14 protein-coding genes are annotated in these 19,230 nt (G+C 63.7%); 8 read left to right on the plus strand and 6 right to left on the minus strand.

Annotated elements, in window-relative coordinates; translation table 11 throughout:
* Positions 1 to 22 precede the first annotated feature (22 nt).
* Together EN955_RS26420 and EN955_RS26425 are read left to right on the plus strand one after the other, a co-directional pair.
* Entirely contained in the window at positions 23 to 817 is a 795-nt protein-coding gene (locus EN955_RS26420) for a WecB/TagA/CpsF family glycosyltransferase (protein ID WP_024504805.1), read from the plus strand.
* The gene (locus EN955_RS26425; protein ID WP_024504806.1) at positions 814 to 1,737 is read left to right on the plus strand and encodes a DUF6492 family protein; all 924 of its coding nucleotides are present in this window, start codon (positions 814 to 816) and stop codon (positions 1,735 to 1,737) included. Before EN955_RS26420 ends, EN955_RS26425 begins: the two co-directional genes overlap by 4 nt.
* A gap of 79 nt (positions 1,738 to 1,816) precedes the next feature.
* Here the strand turns inward: EN955_RS26425 and EN955_RS26430 are convergent, their stop codons facing one another.
* Positions 1,817 to 3,112: a lipopolysaccharide biosynthesis protein gene (locus EN955_RS26430; RefSeq protein ID WP_024504807.1), complete on the minus strand. Its 1,296-nt coding sequence runs from the start codon at positions 3,110 to 3,112 to the stop codon at positions 1,817 to 1,819.
* A gap of 198 nt (positions 3,113 to 3,310) precedes the next feature.
* Here EN955_RS26430 and EN955_RS26435 point away from each other — a divergent pair, with 198 nt between their 5' ends.
* From EN955_RS26435 to EN955_RS26450, 4 genes are all read left to right on the plus strand, one after another.
* Positions 3,311 to 5,854, plus strand: a complete 2,544-nt coding sequence (locus EN955_RS26435; RefSeq protein ID WP_024504808.1) for a GumC family protein — start codon at positions 3,311 to 3,313, stop codon at positions 5,852 to 5,854.
* A 180-nt stretch (positions 5,855 to 6,034) separates the two neighbouring features.
* On the plus strand, positions 6,035 to 6,934 hold the full coding sequence (gene folD, locus EN955_RS26440; protein ID WP_024504809.1) for a bifunctional methylenetetrahydrofolate dehydrogenase/methenyltetrahydrofolate cyclohydrolase FolD: 900 nt from the start codon (positions 6,035 to 6,037) through the stop codon (positions 6,932 to 6,934).
* 56 nt (positions 6,935 to 6,990) lie between these two features.
* Positions 6,991 to 7,953, plus strand: a complete 963-nt coding sequence (locus EN955_RS26445; RefSeq protein ID WP_013530232.1) for a GlxA family transcriptional regulator — start codon at positions 6,991 to 6,993, stop codon at positions 7,951 to 7,953.
* A gap of 380 nt (positions 7,954 to 8,333) precedes the next feature.
* Entirely contained in the window at positions 8,334 to 9,998 is a 1,665-nt protein-coding gene (locus EN955_RS26450; RefSeq protein ID WP_024504810.1) for a VWA domain-containing protein, read from the plus strand.
* A 68-nt stretch (positions 9,999 to 10,066) separates the two neighbouring features.
* On the opposite strand, the gene edd is transcribed toward EN955_RS26450, so the two are convergent.
* The 3 genes from edd to zwf form a co-directional block, all read right to left on the minus strand.
* Positions 10,067 to 11,890, minus strand: a complete 1,824-nt coding sequence (gene edd / locus EN955_RS26455; protein WP_013530234.1) for a phosphogluconate dehydratase — start codon at positions 11,888 to 11,890, stop codon at positions 10,067 to 10,069.
* 72 nt (positions 11,891 to 11,962) lie between these two features.
* Complete coding sequence (gene pgl, locus EN955_RS26460; protein ID WP_013530235.1) at positions 11,963 to 12,679, minus strand: 6-phosphogluconolactonase; 717 nt, start codon at positions 12,677 to 12,679, stop codon at positions 11,963 to 11,965.
* Positions 12,661 to 14,130 (minus strand): glucose-6-phosphate dehydrogenase, encoded by a 1,470-nt coding sequence (gene zwf / locus EN955_RS26465; RefSeq protein ID WP_013530236.1) that lies wholly within the window; start codon positions 14,128 to 14,130, stop codon positions 12,661 to 12,663. The genes pgl and zwf overlap by 19 nt, the downstream gene beginning before the upstream one ends.
* A gap of 311 nt (positions 14,131 to 14,441) precedes the next feature.
* Here zwf and EN955_RS26470 point away from each other — a divergent pair, with 311 nt between their 5' ends.
* The gene (locus EN955_RS26470; RefSeq protein ID WP_024504811.1) at positions 14,442 to 15,188 is read left to right on the plus strand and encodes an SDR family oxidoreductase; all 747 of its coding nucleotides are present in this window, start codon (positions 14,442 to 14,444) and stop codon (positions 15,186 to 15,188) included.
* A 175-nt stretch (positions 15,189 to 15,363) separates the two neighbouring features.
* Positions 15,364 to 16,644: a Mur ligase family protein gene (locus tag EN955_RS26475; RefSeq protein WP_024504812.1), complete on the plus strand. Its 1,281-nt coding sequence runs from the start codon at positions 15,364 to 15,366 to the stop codon at positions 16,642 to 16,644.
* 153 nt (positions 16,645 to 16,797) lie between these two features.
* Here EN955_RS26475 and EN955_RS26480 read toward each other — a convergent pair whose 3' ends face one another.
* Both EN955_RS26480 and EN955_RS26485 read right to left on the minus strand, forming a co-directional pair.
* Positions 16,798 to 17,649, minus strand: a complete 852-nt coding sequence (locus EN955_RS26480) for an SH3 domain-containing protein (RefSeq protein ID WP_024504813.1) — start codon at positions 17,647 to 17,649, stop codon at positions 16,798 to 16,800.
* Positions 17,650 to 17,911: 262 nt separating this feature from the next.
* Positions 17,912 to 19,198, minus strand: coding sequence for an FAD-binding oxidoreductase (locus tag EN955_RS26485; RefSeq protein ID WP_024504814.1), 1,287 nt, complete (start codon positions 19,196 to 19,198; stop codon positions 17,912 to 17,914).
* Between the last annotated feature and the right edge of the window lie 32 nt (positions 19,199 to 19,230).

Below are 19,230 nucleotides of genomic sequence, written 5' to 3' on the forward strand. Positions count from 1 at the left end.
CTCTCAGGCAGGAGGCGTTTGCATGAACATGCATTCCGCCCGCGCCGCGTTCGGGCTCGACACGCTGAAGACGATCCTTGGCATCCCGGTGGTTGCGGTCCGCTGGAACGATGCCATCGCCCTGCTGAACCGGCTGATTGCCGAGCGGCGCTTCACCAAGGTCAGTTTCCTCAACGCCCACAATGCCAACATCGCCTATACCGACCCGGTGTTCGCCGAAGCACTCGATGATTTCCTCATCCTGCCCGACGGCATCGGCATCGATCTGGCGGCGAGGCTCCTCTACGGGGCGCCGTTTCCCGACAATCTCAATGGTACCGATTTCGTCCCAGCCTTCCTGCAGGCCTCGACGACGCCGCTGACCGTCGGGCTGCTCGGCGCGACGCGCGTCAACGCAGAAGCGGCGTCGGTCAAGCTGGCGGCACTGGCCGTGCAGCACCGGTTCGTGGTGATCCATGACGGCTATTTCCCCCCTTCGCAGGAGCAGGAAATCGTCGACCGGATTGCCGCGCTTCGGCCCGACGTGCTGCTCGTGGCCATGGGCGTGCCGCGCCAGGAATTGTGGATCGAACGCCATATCGACGCGCGCCATTGCACGCTGCCGATCGCCGTCGGCGCGTTGCTTGATTTCCTGAGCGGCGCGGTGCCCCGCGCGCCCTTGTGGATGCGCCGGCTGCGGCTCGAATGGCTGTTCCGGTTGGCTGTCGAGCCGGGCCGCCTGTGGCGCCGCTATGTGGTCGGCAACCCGCTGTTCCTGCTGCGCGTCGTCAGGCAGAAATTCTCGCTTGCGCCCGAAGCCGCGGGAGATATCAAATGAACAGCAGGTTCGTGCCAGGTGCTGCTGTCGAGCCAAGCCCGCTTCGGCAGACACCGACGGCGGCAATCGTGACGGCAAGCTATGCGCCCGATTTCGAGCGCTGTCGCCTGCTGTGTGAGACACTTGATCGCCACGTTTCCGGCGCGGCGCACCATTACATCCTGGTCGAGCATCGCGATGTCGGCCTGTTTCGCCAATTGGAGACCGGCCGCCGCACGGTGGTCGACGAGCGGGAATTGCTGCCGCGCTGGCTGCACGCCTTCGACGACCCGCTCAGCCTGTTTCGCCGGCGCGTCTGGCTCAGCCTGAAGACGCAGCCGCTGCGCGGCTGGCATGTGCAGCAGTTGCGCCGCATCGCCATCTCGGCGCATGCATCTCAAGACGTGCTCATCTTCTGTGATTCCGATGTTGCGTTCCTGAAACCTTTCGACTGCAGCGCCTTCTGGCGCGACGGCAAGGTGCGCCTGTTCCGCCGCGACGCTGTGCTGGCGGACGAAGGTCATGAGGAGCATCGCATCTGGTCGCGCAACGCCGGCTCGGCACTCGGCATCGACCCGTCCCGGATGTCGAACCATGACTACATCTCGACGCTGATCGCGTGGCGGCGCGACACCGTGCTGGCGATGTGCGGTGCGATCGAAAGGGTCCATGGTCGCAACTGGGTCGAGGTCGTCGGCTCGGCGCGCAAATTCTCCGAATGCATGATCTACGGCCGCTATGTCGACGATCTGCTGGACGGAGCCGGCCACTTCCACGGTTCCGAAGAGTTCTGCCGCGTGCACTGGACCGGCGAAGCGCTTTCGGATGACGAGTTCCGCCGCTTCGTTGCCGCCATGGCGCCGGAGCAGGTGGCGATCGGCATGCAATCCTTCATCGGCACCGATATCGGCCGCATCCGCCGTCTGATTGGGTTGGATTAGATCATCCCGAAAAGCGGAAACCGGTTTTCTCGGACAACGATTTCCGTTTGTCCAGAAGTCATGTACAAATGAGAAAGTCCTAGACGGGTTTGGCCGGCCTGCGCATCGCCGAATAGGTGAGCAGCGTCGAGGCGAGATACAGAAGCAGGAAGACGACATTGAGCGACAGCACCAGCTTCGGCGTGTCGAGGATGGTCGTCAGCACATAAGTCAGCAACAGCGCCTTCAATCCGGCGAGCAGGCCGAGATTGAGCGCCCGCACCAGCGTTTGGCCGCGTGCGAACAAAAGCTCGGCCTGGTATTCGACCAGATTGCGCAATCCCGGCACGCAGATTGCCAGCACCACCAGCGGGGCGGCCTCGGCGACATTCTTGCCGAGCGCATTGGGGAAGAAATGCAGCACGATGCCGAGCGTCAAGAGCGCCAGCGTCGACACCGCGAAAACGCCGCCTTCGATGCCGCTCTTGACCGCCAGCCGTGACAACAGTTCCGGCGCGCGCATCATGCGCTGCACCAGCATCATCGAGAAGGTGCGGATCGGAATGGCCGTCAGGTCTACCAGCCGCATGATGATGGCGTAGATGCCGGCCAGATGCGGGCCGCCGATCGCCAGCACCAGCAGCTTGTCGAACTCCATCTGCAGGTAGAACAGCACTTCGGCGCCGGCCACATAGATGGAATCGGCCAATCGCCGAAGATACAGCTCGACGCGCAGCCGCAGCTTCTGGCGCGGGTAGAAGAAGCCGAAGGCAATCAGCAGCGAGGCGGCATTGGCGCCGATATAGAACCAGGACCATATCCAGACGCTGTGTTGCGCTGAGAACATGAACAGCACCGCGCCGAGCGCCCGCAGCGCGGTCGCCAGGATGGCCAGCAGCGCGGCACGGCCGAACTTGCCCAGGCCGTTGTTGACGATCAGCGCCACCTCCACCGGCCGCCACAACAGCGCCTCGGCAAAGACGATTGCGGCAAACACCGACAGCGGCACGGTGTCGGCGAAGAAAAGCAGATAGACGCCGAACGAGGCCACGGCCAGCAGCGGCAGCGACAGCACGCCGAGCAGCAGGAAGCCGGCGGAAAAGGTGCCGATCAGATTGGGGCGGATGGTGGCGGTGCGGTAAAGCGCCGAGATGAACCCGAAAGCGAGGATGCGCGACAGCATGACGCCGGCCGCCGACGCGGTGGCGAACATGCCGAATTCGGATATCGACAGCGTGTTGGCCAGCGCGATGAAATAGGCCAGCGAAAACACCAGTCGCCCACCGGCACCGCTGATCGCTGAGAAATAGTCGCGAAGCAGCCCCCGTCGTTCGGCCAAAAAGCTGCCGATCCGGGCGAGGGGCCGCCTTTGCGGTATGTCACTGGCCTGCGTCATGTCTCATGGAGAGCCTAGGCCGGAAAACTTAACGTGCCGTTCTGGCGGCTGGGCTTGTGTCGAAAATAGATGCAACCGAAACGAGAAACCGACGCTTCGGCGCGGGAAAATTAACCTTTTGTTTTCCATGCCTGTTTAGCGTGGCTTAACGAATGGCCAATCTCCGTTCGCAGGTCGCCAAGGGTAAAGTTCCAGACGATGGTCGACAGGGAAAACCGCGAAGACTGGAAGCGCGAGCGCTCGTTGCTGGCGCTGGGCCAGGCTGTGCGTGGCGACGAACCCGACGCGTCGCTGGTCTCGATCGGCGACCGGGCAGACCCGTCATGGCGCGAGGACGCCGCCACGCGTCATCGCCTCGCCCGCTCGCAGCGCGAGGCGCGCAACCCGAAACTGTCGGGGGATCCGGTCGCGGCCGACGGGAATCATGAGCAAGCCTACCGCGCGCAAACCACGCCACGGACACAGCCCGGTGCCGCCGAAACCGCTGGCGCACGTCGCGCCGATCATACATCGGAACCTTACGCTGCAGGCGACGCGTCGTTATCCCGAAACGACGGCACGGACAGCCAGCAGTGGAAGCCGCTGATCGATCCGATGCAGGTCGTGCGCGGTGTCGGCAAGTCGAAGCTGCTGATCGTGACGACGACACTGCTGGGCGCCGCGCTCGGCATCACCATCGCGCTGTCGACGCCGAAGAAATATGAGGCCACCACCGAACTGATCGTCGACCCGCGCGACCTGAAGCTCACCGACCGCGATCTCACCCAGTCGGTCGTCGCTTCCGACGCCACGCTGGCCATCGTCGAGAACCAGGTTCGGGTGCTGACATCAGGCACTGTTCTCAACAAGGTCGTCGACAAGCTCAATCTGGTCAACGATCCGGAATTCAATGGGCAAGGCGGCGGCGGCCTCAGCGTCATGTCGCTCATTCGCTCCGTCCTGTCCCGCAATGATGGGCCGGGGGGTGTCGACGACAGCCGTCGCCGCGCGCTTGCTGTCGGCAACCTGGCTGAGAGCCTTTCGGTCGAGCGCGGCGGCAAGACCTTCGTCATCACCGTCAGCGCCACCACGCAGAATGGCGAGAAATCGGCCCTCATCGCCAACACGATGACGGATGTCTTCCTGCAGACTTTCGGCCAGATACAGTCGGACACCGCAGGCCGCGCCACCGACGAACTGACGGCCAGGCTCGACGAGTTGCGCAAGGGCGTCGAGGCAGCCGAGCGCAAGGTCGAGGATTTCAGGGCCACGCACGATCTCGTTGACGCGCAGGGCCATCTCATCAGCGACGATGAGATGCTGAAACTCAACGAGCAGCTGTCGGTCGCGCGCGCCCGCACGCTCGAACTCAACGCCCGGGCGGCCTCGGCGCGTTCGGTCGACGTCAATTCGGTTCTCACCGGTACCTTGCCGGAGGAGATCAACTCCAACACGATGAGCGATCTGCGTTCGCAATATGCGTCGCTCAAGCAGGAAGCTGACCGCGCCGCCATCCGGCTCGGCCCGCGTCACCCCGAACTCCAGGCGATCAATGCCCAGATTGCCGGCGCACGCGACCGCATCGCCTCGGAGCTGCGCCGCATCGGCTCGTCGCTGCAGGTCGACCTCAAGCGCGCCGTCCAGCTCGAACAGGATCTTGCCTCTCGCCTGGCGCAGCTGAAGGTCCGCAGCGGCGACGTCAACAGCGACCTCGTGTCGATGCGCGAACTGGAGCGCGAGGCGACCGCCAAGCGTTCCGTCTACGAACAGTACCTGCTGCGCGCCAAGGAGACCGGCGAGCAGAAGGACATCAACACAGCCAACATCAATGTGATCTCGAAGGCCTTCGCGCCGCTTGAGCCGAACGGGCCGTCGCGGGTCGTGGTCGCGCTTGCCGGCCTGTTGCTGGGTTTCGCCTCCGGCATTGGCCTCGGAGCCATGCGTGGCGCCTATGAGAGCCTGCGTGACACCGCCAATTCGCGCTCGCGTCGCGACCATGGCACGGACGAACGCCGGACGCCTTACGAAGACAAGGCATATCGGGCAGCGCCGCCGCCGGCGCCGCCATTACCACCAGCGCCGCAGCCATCGACACCCCCGCCTGCATCACCACCGCCGGCCGTGCCACCGCCTGTCCAGCAAGCCGAGGGCTCGCCGGCCGAAGGTCCCGGCCGGATCGGTGCCTTGCTGTCGAGGCTGCACAAGTCCGTCTCGCGCAGGCCATCCCGGGAGGAGCCGTTCGATACCGTCGAATGGGCCTCTGCCGAAAACGGGGAGCCAACGCAGGATCCGCAATACCGCGCCTATCCCCGGCCGGCGCCGGCCTTCGAGCCCCGGCAGGCGGTCGCGACAGCATACCCGGCACCACCTTTCCAGCCCGGCGGCCATCCGCAGCAGACGGCGCAGCCGCCACTGCCGCCTCCCATGATGACGCAGCGGCCATATTCCGGGCCGCAGCTCTATCCCTACGCGCAGCCATTGGGCTACGCGCAGCAGCCGGGCTATCCCTATCCGCGTTCGATGCCGGCCGCCAATGCCGGGCAGCAGTCCGATCCGGCTCAGCCCGCTTCCGAGTCTTATCCACAGCCGCCCGTCGCGCAGCAGCAGGCGCCTCAGCCTCATCAGCGATCGGCGGAGCCGTCGCGGGCCGTGGAGGATGCCGAGCAGCAAGCGCCAATCGAGGAAATCCGCGCCAGCCTGCGCGAATTCCGCGAAGCGGTTCGCGAACTGACCGAGAGCCGCACGCGCCGCCGCTACTTCTGAGCCACAAAAATCTGCGCGGTGCCGTACAAAAACATGCCGGTTTCGCGTAAACGGCATGGGACGGCGCTTTGGCGGGATTGCATGTTGGATTTTTCGTGAAGATGCCACGCTGTGAAAGATCGAAAAGCGCGTCGCTTCCGGAAGCGACGCGCTTGGGCATTCTGGTGTTGAGGGTGGTCCATGGCTGAAGTGATTGATGGCAAGAGCGTTGCCGGGGACGTTGTGGGGACGGTCAAGACCCTGACGGCTGAACTTGTCGCCAAGGGCAAGGCCAAGCCCGGTCTTGCCGTGGTCATCGTCGGCGAGGATCCGGCCAGCCAGGTCTATGTCGCGTCCAAGTCGCGCACCGCCAAGGAATGCGGCTTTCATTCCGTCCAGCATACGCTGCCGGCCGAAACCTCCGAAGAGGCATTGCTGAAGATCATCGGCGACCTCAACGCCGATCCGGCCATCAATGGCATCCTCGTGCAGCTTCCTCTGCCGGCCCACATTGACGCCGGCAAGATCATCCAGACCATCGCGCCGGAAAAGGATGTCGACGGCTTCCACTTCATCAATGTCGGCAAGCTCGGCACCGGTGAACTCGAAACAGCGTTCGTGCCTTGCACGCCGGCCGGCTCGATGCTTCTGATCGAGCGGGTGCGCGGCAAGGACCTGTCCGGCCTCAACGCCGTCGTCGTCGGCCGCTCCAACATCGTCGGCAAGCCGATGGCCAACCTGCTGCTTGCCGCCAACTGCACCGTCACCATCGCCCACAGCCGCACCAGGGATCTGCCGGCCTTGGCCCGCACCGCCGATATCCTTGTCGCGGCCGTCGGCAGGCCGGAGATGATCAGGGGTGATTGGGTGAAGCCAGGCGCCACCGTCATCGATGTCGGCATCAACCGCATCCCGGCGCCGGAAAAGGGCGAGGGCAAGTCCCGCCTCGTCGGCGATGTCGCCTATGCCGAAGCGGCCAAGGCCGCCAGCGCCATCACACCGGTGCCCGGCGGTGTCGGCCCCATGACCATTGCCATGCTGATGGCCAATACGTTAGCCTCCGCCTACCTTGCGGCCGGATTGAAACGGCCGTCCTTCTGACCCGCCAGAAAGCTGCAGCTTTGCCGAACCCCAGTGTTCCCTCAGAACGGCCGGTCATGACTGACCCCGTTCAAGGCGGCCGGCAGTTCGCATTCCTGCTGGTAGACAAGTTCTCCATGTTCTCGCTGGCTGCCGCGATCGATACGTTCCGGTCGGCGAACCGGTTGCTTGGCCGCGACTTCTACGGTTGGACCACGGTGTCGGCCGATGGCGATCCGGTGATGGCTTCCAATGGCCTGCCGCTCAAGATCGACTACGCCGTTGCCGACCTGCCGCCGGTCGATATCCTTTTCGTCTCGGTCGGGCTGACGACCGAATTCCCCGGCAAGAGCAAGGTGCTGGCGGCTTTGCGAAGCTGGGGCCGGCGCGGCAATGCGCTGGGTGCCCTGTCGGTCGGGTCCTACCTGCTGGCCGAGGCCGGCCAGCTTGAAGGCTATCGCTGCACCATCCATTGGGAAAACCGTGCCGGCTTCGTCGAGCGATTCCCCGACATCAACTGCACTGGCAACGTCTTCGAGATCGATCGCAAGCGCTACACCTGTGCCGGCGGCACCACTTCGATCGACCTGATGCTGGAGATCGTGCGCGGCGATTTCGGCTCGAACCTGGCCAATGGCGTCGCCAACCAGTTCCAGCACGAACGCATCCGCTCGGCCGGCGACCGTCAGCGCGTCGGACCCGAACGCGACCTGACCGGCAAGTCGGAGAAGCTCAGGCGCATCGTCGAACTGATGGCCGACCACCTCGACGAGCCGCTTTCGGCGGTACAGCTGGCCAAATCCGCCGGCCTTTCGGTGCGCCAGGTCGAGCGCCTGTTCCTGCGCCATCTCAGCGTCACGCCCGGCCGTTACTATATGCGATTGCGGCTGGAGCGGGCGCGCGAACTGCTGCGCCAGACCAACATGCCGATCCTCGACGTGGCGATCGCGACGGGCTTCACCTCGCATTCCTACTTCGCCCAGAGCTACCGGCTGCAATTCGGCAGGCCGCCTTCGGAAGAACGCCGCACGACTTACTAAGCTGGTTTTCGTTTTGGTTGAAAGTTCGGCATTCGGCCCCGGCGCATCGGGCCAAGGCCATGAATTCGGGTTAATGGGTTCTTTCGGGGCCTTCGCCGCGCGTAAGCTGACGGGCGAATCAAACGAATAAACCCGCCTATTGCGGCGGGTCACCGGCGCAAATCAGCACCATAGCCAAATATGTACCTTAGCTGAGGTCATGGTGTCAAGAAAAAATTCCTATTACCGGGGAAAAGGCTGCTGCCGCCGCCGAACTGGCTGTCGTCAGGACTTTTGTTAAGCTGGGTCCGCAGCCCTGCGCACCGGGCGCCCGGACTTGTGTCCCGGCGCCGCGTCAAATAGCTTGCCGCCCGGATCAGGGGCGGATTTAGGAGATTTCGATGGCGGGACTTGCACGGGGCGTCGCTGCGGCGATCCTCCTTTTGTCGATGACGACGTTCGGCTTCGCCGCAAACAAGGTCATCATCATTCTCGATGCGTCCGGCTCGATGTGGGCGCAGATCGACGGCAAGCCCAAGCTCGAAATCGCCCGCGAGTCGCTTCGAACCGTGCTTCAATCGGTCCCCACCGACGACGAGATCGGCTTCATGGCCTACGGCCATCGCGAGAAGGGCAGCTGCGACGACATCCAGCTGATCGTGCCGCCGCAGGCAGGTTCGGGCAGCGCCATTTCGGCCGCCGCCGACAGCCTGAAATTCCTCGGCAAGACGCCGCTGACGGCGGCGGTCAAACAGGCGGCCGAGGCGCTGAGATACACCGAGGACAAGGCGACCGTCGTGCTCATCACCGACGGGCTCGAAACATGCGGCGGCGACCCCTGCGCGCTTGGCAAGGAGCTCGAGGCATCCGGCGTCGACTTCACCGCCGATGTCGTCGGCTTCGGCCTGACCGCCGACGAGGGCAAGCAGATCGCCTGCCTCGCCGACAACACCGGCGGCAAATACATCCAGGCCTCCGACGAGAAGGCGCTGCAGGAGGCGCTTGCCGAGACCGTGGCGGCGCCGGCACCTGCTCCTGAACCGGCTCCGGCACCTGCGCCGGCACCCGCGCCCGAGCCGGCCAAACCGGACTTCAATTTCCTGCCGATAGCGGTGCTTGCCGAGGGCGGCGATCCCGTCACTGACGGCAATGCCTGGGAGATCTACAAGGCGAAACCCGACGGCACGCGCGGCGACTACGTCAGTACCGAATACGGCGCCTACAAGGCCAATCTGGAACCGGGCGACTATATCGTCGTGGCCAGCGACGGCCAGGCCAAGACCGAGCAGAAAGTCAAGATCGAGGCGGGCCAAGTCTACGCGCCTCTCTTCAACTTGAATGCCGGCACGCTCATCATCCATCCGCGACCGAGCGAGGGGGCAGATGTCGTCGATGGCGCGGCTATCGTCATCGATTATCCGGGTGCTGACATGCCCGCCACCTTCTATGGGACCACGAAAGCCGTGTTGCCGGCCGGCGACGAGAAAGTGACGGTCACGATCGGGCAGGGCGTGGCTACCGAAACGATTCCGCTGGCTGCCGGCAAGACCGTGGAAAAGGACATGATTGTCGGTGTCGGCCATGTCGTTGCCAATGCTTATTATGCTGCCGGCGGCGACAAGGCGGACGGTTCAGGCATCGGCTTCAAGGTGCTCAAGGCAAAAAAGAAGATCGATGGAACCAGGGACGAGGTGACCTATGCCTACGGACCCGACAGCAAATTCGATCTGCCGGCCGATGACTATGTCTTGATTGCGACGGTTGATCTCGCCGTTGTCGAGCAGCCGTTCACCGTCAAGGTCGGCGAATTTCAGGATCTGAAAATCGCAATGAATGCCGGCGTGCTGGCGATCACCGCGCCGGGAGCCTCGAAGATCGAGATTTTCGAGGCCAAGAAGGACATCAACGGCAACCGCAAGTCGCTTGGCTATGCATTCGACCAGAAGTACCAGGCAGCGATCCCGGCGGGCGACTATGCCGTCGTCTCGGAGAAATCCGACAACAGTTCGAAAGAAGGCAACGTGACGGTCAAAGCCGGCGAGCGAGCCGAGCTAACCGTGCAATAGAATCGTATGCACAACCGCAAGAGGGCGGCCAAGTGCCGCCCCTTTTCATGGGTTGCGCAGAACTGCCGTCAGGCCGTGCCGAAGGCGCTGGCGCCATGATCGGCGCGGCCGACCAATTGCCGGAAGCCGGCAAACAGCTCGCGGCCGAACCCGAACTCGTTGCCGATGAGATCGGCATCCGCCGTCCGGCGCAGCGCGAAATCGCCGGCCGGCACCAGCACTTCCAGCGTGCCGGCATCGGCGTCGAGCCGGATGATGTCGCCTTCGTGGATCCTGGCGATAGGACCCTCCTCGACCGCCTCCGGCGTCACATGGATCGCCGCCGGCACCTTGCCTGAGGCGCCCGACATGCGCCCGTCGGTGACCAGCGCCACGCGCTGGCCGCGATCCTGCAGGATGCCGAGCACGGTGGTCAGCTTGTGCAGTTCCGGCATGCCATTGGCCTTCGGCCCCTGGAAGCGGATGACGGCGATGAAATCGCCGGTCAGCGTGCCTGCCTTGAACGCATCGTTCAGCCCTTGCTGGCTGTCGAAGACCCTGGCCGGCGCCTCGATGACACGCCGCTCCGGCTTCACCGCGGAAGTCTTGATGACGGCGTGGCCGAGATTGCCTGACAGCACCTTCAGGCCGCCGGTCGCCTGGAACGCCTTGTTGAAAGGCGCCAGCACCTTCTCGTCGCCGCTTGTCCGCGGCGAGGCTTCGCGCACCACGCCTCCGTCGGCGCCGAGCTTTGCCTCGACCGCATAAGGCCGCAGGCCTTCTCCCCACACCGTCTGCACATCCTCATGCAGGATGCCTTCGTCGAGCAGTTCGCGGATCAGGAAGCCGAGCCCGCCGGCGGCGTGGAAATGGTTCACGTCGGCGAGGCCGTTCGGATAGACCCGCGCCAGCAGCGGCACCGCTTCCGACAGGTCGGAAATATCCTGCCATGTGATGGCGATGCCGGCCGCCGCCGCCATGGCGATCAGGTGGATGGTGTGATTGGTCGAGCCGCCGGTGGCATGCAGGCCGACGACGCCGTTGACGATCGAGCGCTCGTCGATCATCCGCCCGACGGGCGTATAGGCGTTGCCAAGCGCAGTAATCGCCAGCGCCCGCTTGGTCGCCTCGCGGGTCAAAGCCTCGCGCAGCGGCGTGCCTGGATTGACGAAGGACGCGCCCGGCGTGTGCAGGCCCATGATCTCCATCAGCATCTGGTTGGAATTCGCCGTGCCGTAGAAGGTGCAGGTGCCCGGTCCATGGTAAGATTTGGACTCGGCCTCCAGCAGTTCGGCGCGTCCGGCCTTGCCCTCGGCGTAGAGCTGGCGGACCTTGGCCTTTTCGTCATTGGGCAGGCCTGATGTCATCGGTCCGGCCGGAATGAACACCGCCGGCAGATGGCCGAAGGTGAGGGCGGCGATCACCAGCCCCGGCACGATCTTGTCACAGACGCCGAGATAGACGGCGGCGTCGAACATGTTGTGCGACAGGCCGATCGCGGCGGCCATGGCGATGACATCGCGCGAAAACAGCGACAGCTCCATGCCGGGCTGGCCCTGGGTGACGCCGTCGCACATCGCCGGCACGCCGCCTGCCACCTGGGCGATGCCGCCGGCTTCGCGGGCTGCATCCTTGATCAGCGCGGGGAAGCTCTCGAACGGCTGATGCGCCGACAGCATGTCGTTATAGGAGGTGATGATGCCGAGGTTCGGCACCTTGTCGGCGCCCAGCGCGAGCTTTTCCGAGGGGCTGCACACCGCAAAGCCGTGAGCGAGGTTGCCGCACGACAAAACGGCCCGGTTGGCGGTGCGGTTCGACGCCTCGGCGATGCGGCCGAGATAACGCTCGCGGCCGGGCTTTGAGCGCTGGCGGATGCGTTCGGTGATGGCTTCGATGTCGCGTCTGGCGGTCATGGTGTCGGTCCTTTCAGGCGAGGTCCCGGAAACATCCTCCCGCCGTTTGCCGGGACCGGTGTAAATCGAGAATCAGGGTGCCCAGAAAACCTCTACGGGCTTTTGCGCTGCGTCGAGCACGGCGCGGATTGGCTTTCGCGGCCCGGGCGCCACCGCGCCGTCGAAGGCGATACGCTTGTCCTCACCCTCGATGTGCAGCGCGATGAAGCCGGCTTCGACGATGCGGGCCAGCGACAGGGTCAGCCGCGGCTCGCCCGCACTTGCCGCATGAACCGGCAGCACGATCCTGTCGGAAGACGGGTCGAGCAGTGTTGCCAGGTCGGCGGCATCGGGAAAGAACGAGGCGGTGTGGCCGTCCGGCCCCATGCCGAGCACGACGACATCGAGCGGCCAGGGCAAGGATCGGAGCGCTGCATCGTCGGACGAGGCCGCATCCTCGATGCTGGTGGCTTCGTGATAGAGCGGCACGAAACGAGCCGCCTTGGCCGCGTTCTGCAACAGATTGGCGGCCACCAGCCCGGCATTGGAGCGTGGCGAGGAGGCCGGCACGAAACGCTCGTCGACCAGCGTCACGATCACCTTGTCCCAGGCGATGGGTATCGCTGAAAGGGCGGCGAAGAATTTTGCCGGCGTGGTGCCGCCGGAGACGGCGAGCAACCCCGTGCCGCGCTCGGCGATCGCCTTGGTCAGTCTGCCTGCAACATGGCCGGCCAGGGCTGCCGCCAGTTCCTGGCGCCCGGTGAAGCCGTTCCAGCTGTAGGCGGCGCTGTTCAATTGCTCTCGTGCCATGTCCGCCCGTCACGTTCGATCAGCGCTATCGAGGCCGATGGGCCCCAGGTGCCCGCCGTGTAGCCCTGCGCCTCCTGCCTGGCACTTTCCCAGGCATTCTGGATCGGGTCGATCCATTTCCACGCCGCCTCGACTTCGTCACGGCGCATGAACAGGGTCTGGTTGCCACGGATGACGTCCATGATCAGCCGCTCATAGGCGTCCGGTGCGCGGCCGTCGAAGGATTGCGCGAAACTCATGTCGAGCGAAATCTGGCGCAGCCGCATGCCGCCCGGGCCCGGATCCTTGATCATGATGAACTGCTTGACGCCTTCGTCCGGCTGCAGCCGGATGACAAGCTGGTTGGCGAAGATCGGTCCGGCGCTGTCGCCGAAGATCGAATGCGGAATCGGCTTGAATTCGATGACGATTTCCGAAACCCGCGTCGCCAGCCGTTTGCCGGTACGCAGATAGAACGGAACGCCCGACCAGCGCCAATTGCCGATCTCGGCCTTGATGGCGACGAAGGTCTCGGTGTTGCTGTCCTTGCCGAGTTCCTCGACATAGCCTTTCACCGGTCCGCCGGCCGAAGCCCCGGCGCGATACTGCCCGCGCACGGTGTGCTTCGGCGCTTCGTTGCCGTTGATGCGCTTCAGTGCCCGCAGCACCTTCAGCTTTTCGTCGCGAACGGCGTCGGCATCCATCGACGACGGCGCTTCCATGGCGACGAGGCACAAGAGCTGCAGCATATGGTTCTGCACCATGTCGCGCAGCGCGCCGGCCTTGTCGTAATAGGTGACGCGGTCCTCCAGGCCGACGGTCTCGGCCACGGTGATCTGGACATGGTCGATATGGGCTGAATTCCACAACGGTTCGTAGAGCGCGTTGGCAAAGCGCAGCGCCATCAGGTTCTGCACCGTCTCCTTGCCGAGATAATGGTCGATGCGGAAGATCTGGCTTTCGTGGAAGTCGTCGCCGACCAGGTCGTTGAGCTTGCGTGCCGAATCAAGATCGCGGCCGATCGGCTTTTCCAGCACGATGCGCGAGTTCGGCGTGATCAGATTGTGCTCTTTCAGCTTGTGCGAGATGTCGCCGAACAGCGCCGGCGCCACCGCCAGGTAGAAGGCGCGGATGCGGTCGCTGTCGCCGATCGCCTTCTTGAGCTTGTCGAAGCCGGCGCCGCTCGTCGCATCGGCGGAGACGTAGGACAGCCGCGCCAGGAAAGTCTTCAGTTCCTTGGCGTCGATGTCGGCCGGTTTGACGTGGTCCGAGATCGCCTGCTTGGCGAAGGCCTGGAATTCTTCGTCGCTCATCTTCGAGCGCGAGGTGCCGATGATGCGTGTCGGCTCCGAAAACTGATGGTCGCGCTGGCGATAATAGAGCGACGGCAGAAGCTTGCGCTCCGACAGATCGCCGGTGCCGCCGAAAATGATGAAGTCGAAAGGATCGACGGGGATGATCTGGCTGGTCATGGTCTGTCCGCTCTGACGCCGGTCGCTGTGACGCGGCTGATATAATCTAATCGATTTAAATTTTCCAGTGCCATGGTGTCACATCTGGGTGTATGCGCCTGCCCCTTGACAGTCCGATGACCCGGAGGCTTGTCGACAGGCGCGGCACCGGAAGCCTTCGCAGTTGCAGCATAGAGCGGGATCGACGCGAAAGCCAAAGGAGAAATCGGCGATGGCCGCACATCTTCGAGCAATCCGGCCAGAAGCCACGGGTTCGCGCGGATGTGCGCTATCGGCGCGTCGGTTGATCGTCAATCATGAGCGGGAAAAACATGCGTCTGGAAAACAAGGTTGCCGTCATCACCGGTGCTGCGTCCGGTTTTGGCGAGGGCATCGCCAGGCGCTTTGCGCAGGAGGGTGCCAGGGTCGTTGTCGCCGATCTCAACGCCAGGGGCGCTGAGCGCGTCGCCGGCGAGATCGGCGAAGCGGCGATCTGGACCCAGACCGATGTCTCGCTGCGCTCCGAATTCGACGAGATGATCTATGCCGCCAAAAGCGCCTTCGGCCGCATCGACATCATGGTCAACAATGCCGGCTACACCCATCGCAACGGCGACATGCTCAATGTCGACGAGGAGACCTTCGACCTGATAACCGCCGTCAACGTGAAGGCGATCTATCACGCGGCACTCGCCGTGGTGCCGATCATGGAGCGGCAGGGCGGCGGCGTCATCCTGACCACGGCCTCCACCGCGGGTCTGCGGCCGCGCCCCGGCCTCACCTGGTACAATGCGTCGAAAGGCTGGGCGATCACCGCCACCAAATCGATGGCGGTGGAACTGGCGCCGAAGAACATCCGCGTCAACTGCCTCTGCCCGGTTGCCGGCGAGACCGGCATGCTGGAGAAATTCATGGGCGCCGATACGCCCGAAATCCGCGAGAAGTTCCGGGCATCGATCCCGCTCGGCCGGCTTTCGACGCCGCTCGACATCGCCAACGCTGCACTCTGGCTGGCCTCGGACGAGGCCGCCTTCATCACCGGCGTGGCGCTGGAGGTCGATGGCGGCCGCTGCATCTGACGTTTATCGCCAAGAGATGGCCGTGATTTTGGGAACGATATGAACAGAACAGGGCCTGAAGCACATCGCCTGAATCCGTCAAGCGTGACGCGCTTAGATAGCTGTTCATGCTTGGTCCGGTTGACTTGACCATCTGGCTTCCCCAAAGTCATCAGGGCTTGGGACCAGCTATGCGATGAATGCCAGACTACGGAAAATTCGCGAGAACCTGTGGCAGCGGGTCAGGATCTACAAGGCAAGATATGCCCGGTCCAAAAGCAAGTCGATCTTCATCGGCATAACCGGCAGCTCCGGCAAGTCGACCACAACGGCGCTGCTTGGGCATATATTGGCCAGCCACGGTTCCGTCCATGTCCAGCTCCTTTTCCATTCGCTGCAGATGCTGTCGAGGATGCTTTCGCGTCGCATCAGTGGCGTGGACTATGCCGTCGTTGAGGTGTCGGCGTCGGCGATCAATTCAATCAAGCCGATGGCCGAGTTGCTGCGGCCGCACGTCGCTGTCGTCACAATGGTCCGGCTCGAGCACGTCTCCAGCTTCAAAACCTTGGAGAATGTCGCTCGTGAAAAGCGCGCACTGGTCGAGGCGTTGGAACCAGGCGGCCTGGCCGTGCTCAACGCCGATGATCCCCATGTCCTCGCCATGGCATCCGCGCAACGCTTCGTCACATTTGGCGAGTCGGACGCGGCCGATTACCGTATCACCGACATCAGTGCAGCATATCCGCGCACGCTTGGCTTGAAGTTGCACTGGCGCGGCGGCGTGCTGGACCTCCAGACGGCATTTCCAGGGGAGCATTTCTCGCTGCCTGTGGTCGCGGCAGCGGCCGCGGCTCTCGAACTTGGAGTTCCTGCGCAGACCGTCAAGGACAGGATCGAGACATTTCAGCCCCTCGTGAACCGATGCCAGGTGATCAGCCCCGAGGGCGGCCCGCACTTCATTCTAGACTCTGTCAAGGCGCCGTGGCATTCGCTGCCACTTGCCTTGGACATGATTGCAAAATCGACCGTTGGCGAAAAGCGGATCGTTCTTGGCCAGTTGTCGGACTTTACCGATTCGACCGCAAAGTATGCCCGCGCCTACAAAAGCGCGCGCGAGATCGCGAACCAGGTGATCTATGTCGGCGAGCATGCGCATCGCTCGAAGGCCAGCCAGACCGACCGCGACGCTGGCCGATTCGTCGAACTGCGCACACCGAAAGAGGTCTCGGATTACATCAGGCGGACAGCGGTGCCTGGCGAGTTGATCCTGGTGAAGAGCTCTTCCAATCTTCATCTGGAACGTGTCGCACTCTCCTGGACGCATGACATCAAATGCTGGATCGCGGACTGCGGCAAGCGGGACGACTGCCTGGCTTGCGGCCTCTATGGAGTGCCCTTCGAGGAACACCGGGATTTTCTCGCGAAGCGCAAACTTGCCCGCAGAAGACATCGTTTCGGGTGGTTGCTCGGCCGGTGACCAATGCATGTCGCCCAAAAGTGAGCTCGGTTTTGGGAGAACGACATGCATAAAACAAAGACCTAAAGCGGGTCGCCTGAGTCCGTTCAGGCGCGAACACGCTTTAGGCAACTGGCGGCTTCGTCCCGGTCAGCGCAGACAACTGTCGCTGTCTCACGCGCCGGTCTTGATGTAGCTGTTGTAGATCCAGCCGGTCTTGCCGTTGTAGGTGATCTGGCACCATTTCTTGCAGCTCATCACCTGCACCGAGGTTTTGGCTGGCACCGTACCGATGGCGGCGGCATTTTTCTTCGGGCCGCTTCGCATGGTCACGGCCCTCAGGATGCGTCCTGTTCCGGCGGCTGCGGCTTTCCTTGGCTTCGCCTTGGCCTGGCTGTCATCACCTTCTGCCGCTGGCTCTTGAGCCGGCACTTGCGGTTGCACCTCGGGAATGGCGGCGGTTTGTGCGCCGTCGGGATGGTTGCCCGCGGTTGCGCCGGGCGCGGCTACCTTGGCAAGTTCGGTGGCGGCATCGGTATCGGCTGCCGGCTGCGCGAATGCCGCCGTTTGCTTGTCGGGTGCCTTGTCCGCCACCTGGCTGGGAGCAGTCGAATCGGACGCGGATGCGGCCTTCAGCTGGGAACCGGTCCAGCGTGGGTCATTGGCGGCGAGTGCGGGAATGTTGTCTTGCGCGGCCGCCACAGTTGTTGGAATTGCGTCGGACTTGCGCGCCTGCGGCACGGCTGCCGCAGCGACCGCGGCCCCAACCGGGGTTATTTTCGTCGTCTTCACCGGAACCGTTGGAATGGTCTGTTCGGGGCTCGCTGCCGCTTGCCTGTCGCTGGCCGGCAGCGCCAGCCACAGCGCCACGGCGGCGACCCCAAGCAGTGCGGCGGTGCCGATCGCGGCGATCACCAGATGCGAGTTCGAGCGGACTTCCTGCCAGAAGGAAGGCCGCATGTCGTATCCGAACTGCATGGCAAAGCGCCGACGTTCCGGCGTACCGAAACTGAAGGGCTCTCTCACTCTTGCCACCTCCATAAGCGGGCCGACGTTCTTTCGATCGGTGCCGGAAGTCCGGCGTCTGATCCGCATCGGTCCCAAAAACAACGCGGGCAGGCCCGCAACAATCCCCGAACAATCGCCCAGAACCGGCAGCTTTCGCCTGCGATTGTGGCATCAGTACGCCAACATAGGGGATTCTGCGCCTTTGCGGGAAATTGCGCAATGCGTCGCACGGGCAACAAATGTTACAACAAATATTACAATATTACATCAGGCCGGCCGGCTAGATCCTGTCGCGCAGCGCAAACCAGTTGAGCGCCAGGAACAGCAGCGGCGTGCGGAAACGCCGGCCGCCAGGGAAAGGCGGGATTTTCAGATCCTCGATCAGCTTCAGCCGGTCGCGGTTGCCGGCAACGGTTTCGGCATAGAGTTTACCGAAGTAGTTCGACAGCATGACGCCGTGGCCGGAATAGCCGCCGGCCGAGATCACATTGGGCATCACTTCGCGCACGAACGGCTTTCTTGGCACGGTAATGCCGACATAGCCGCCCCAGCCATGCGTGATCTCGACATCCCCGAGCGCCGGATAGAGTTCCGCGATCTGGCGGCGGATGTGGATGTGGATATCCCGGGGATCGTTGACGCCATAGACCTCGCGTCCGCCAAACAGCAGCCGCCCGTCCTTCGATTTGCGGAAATAGCGCACGACGAAGCGGGAATCGTCGACCGCCTCGCCGCCCGGCAAAACGTTCGAGTCCGCTCCCAGAGGCACCGTCGCGCCGATGAAGGAACCGATCGGCATGACGTGCGCGGCACTCACCGGCTCGAGCGCGCCGCCATAGGCGTTGACCGCTATCAGGCATTTCTGCGCCGTCACCGTGCCTCTCGGTGTCGAAACCTTGATCTTGCCGCCACTGGAAATGATGCCGGTTGATTGAGTCCCCTCGAACAGCTGCGCGCCTGCAAGCGCTGCCACCCGCGCTGTGCCGATCACCAGCTTCATCGGATGGATGTGCCCTGTGCCGGTGTCGCGCGTGCCGCCGAAATAGGCGGTCGAGCCCAGCCGCTCCGCCGTCTCCCTGGCATCCATGAACGAGATATGCGGGTAGGAAAAACGGCTCGCCATGATCTCGGCATGCGCCTTGTAGTCATCGACATAGCGCGGCTTGTGCGCCACCGAGAGCTGGCCCGGCATATAGTCGATATCGATCTGGTTGGCGGCAGTGAATTCGAGGAGATGCGCCTTCGCCTCTTCGGCAAGATCAAACAGAGCCTTGGCGCGGGACAAGCCGTACTCGGCCTCCAGGTCCTCGGCCCAGGCGCGCTGGCCGGTGCCAAGTTGGCCACCATTGCGCCCGGAGGCGCCATCACCGAAGCGATACGCCTCGATCAAAACGACATTGGCGCCCGCCTTGGCCAGATGCGCTGCCGCCGACAGGCCGGTAAAGCCGCCGCCGATGACAACGACGTCGCATGTCCGGTCGCCATCCAGCGCCGGGTATTCAGGCCGCGGGCCGGCCGTGTCCTCATACCAGGAACGGCCGGGGGAGATCGGGGATTGGTAGGGCATGATGCTCGCAGGGGAGTAGGGGAGTAGGGGAG

This window comes from Mesorhizobium sp. M7A.F.Ca.CA.001.04.2.1, from assembly GCF_003998485.1.
Classification (GTDB): Bacteria; Pseudomonadota; Alphaproteobacteria; order Rhizobiales; family Rhizobiaceae; genus Mesorhizobium; species Mesorhizobium ciceri.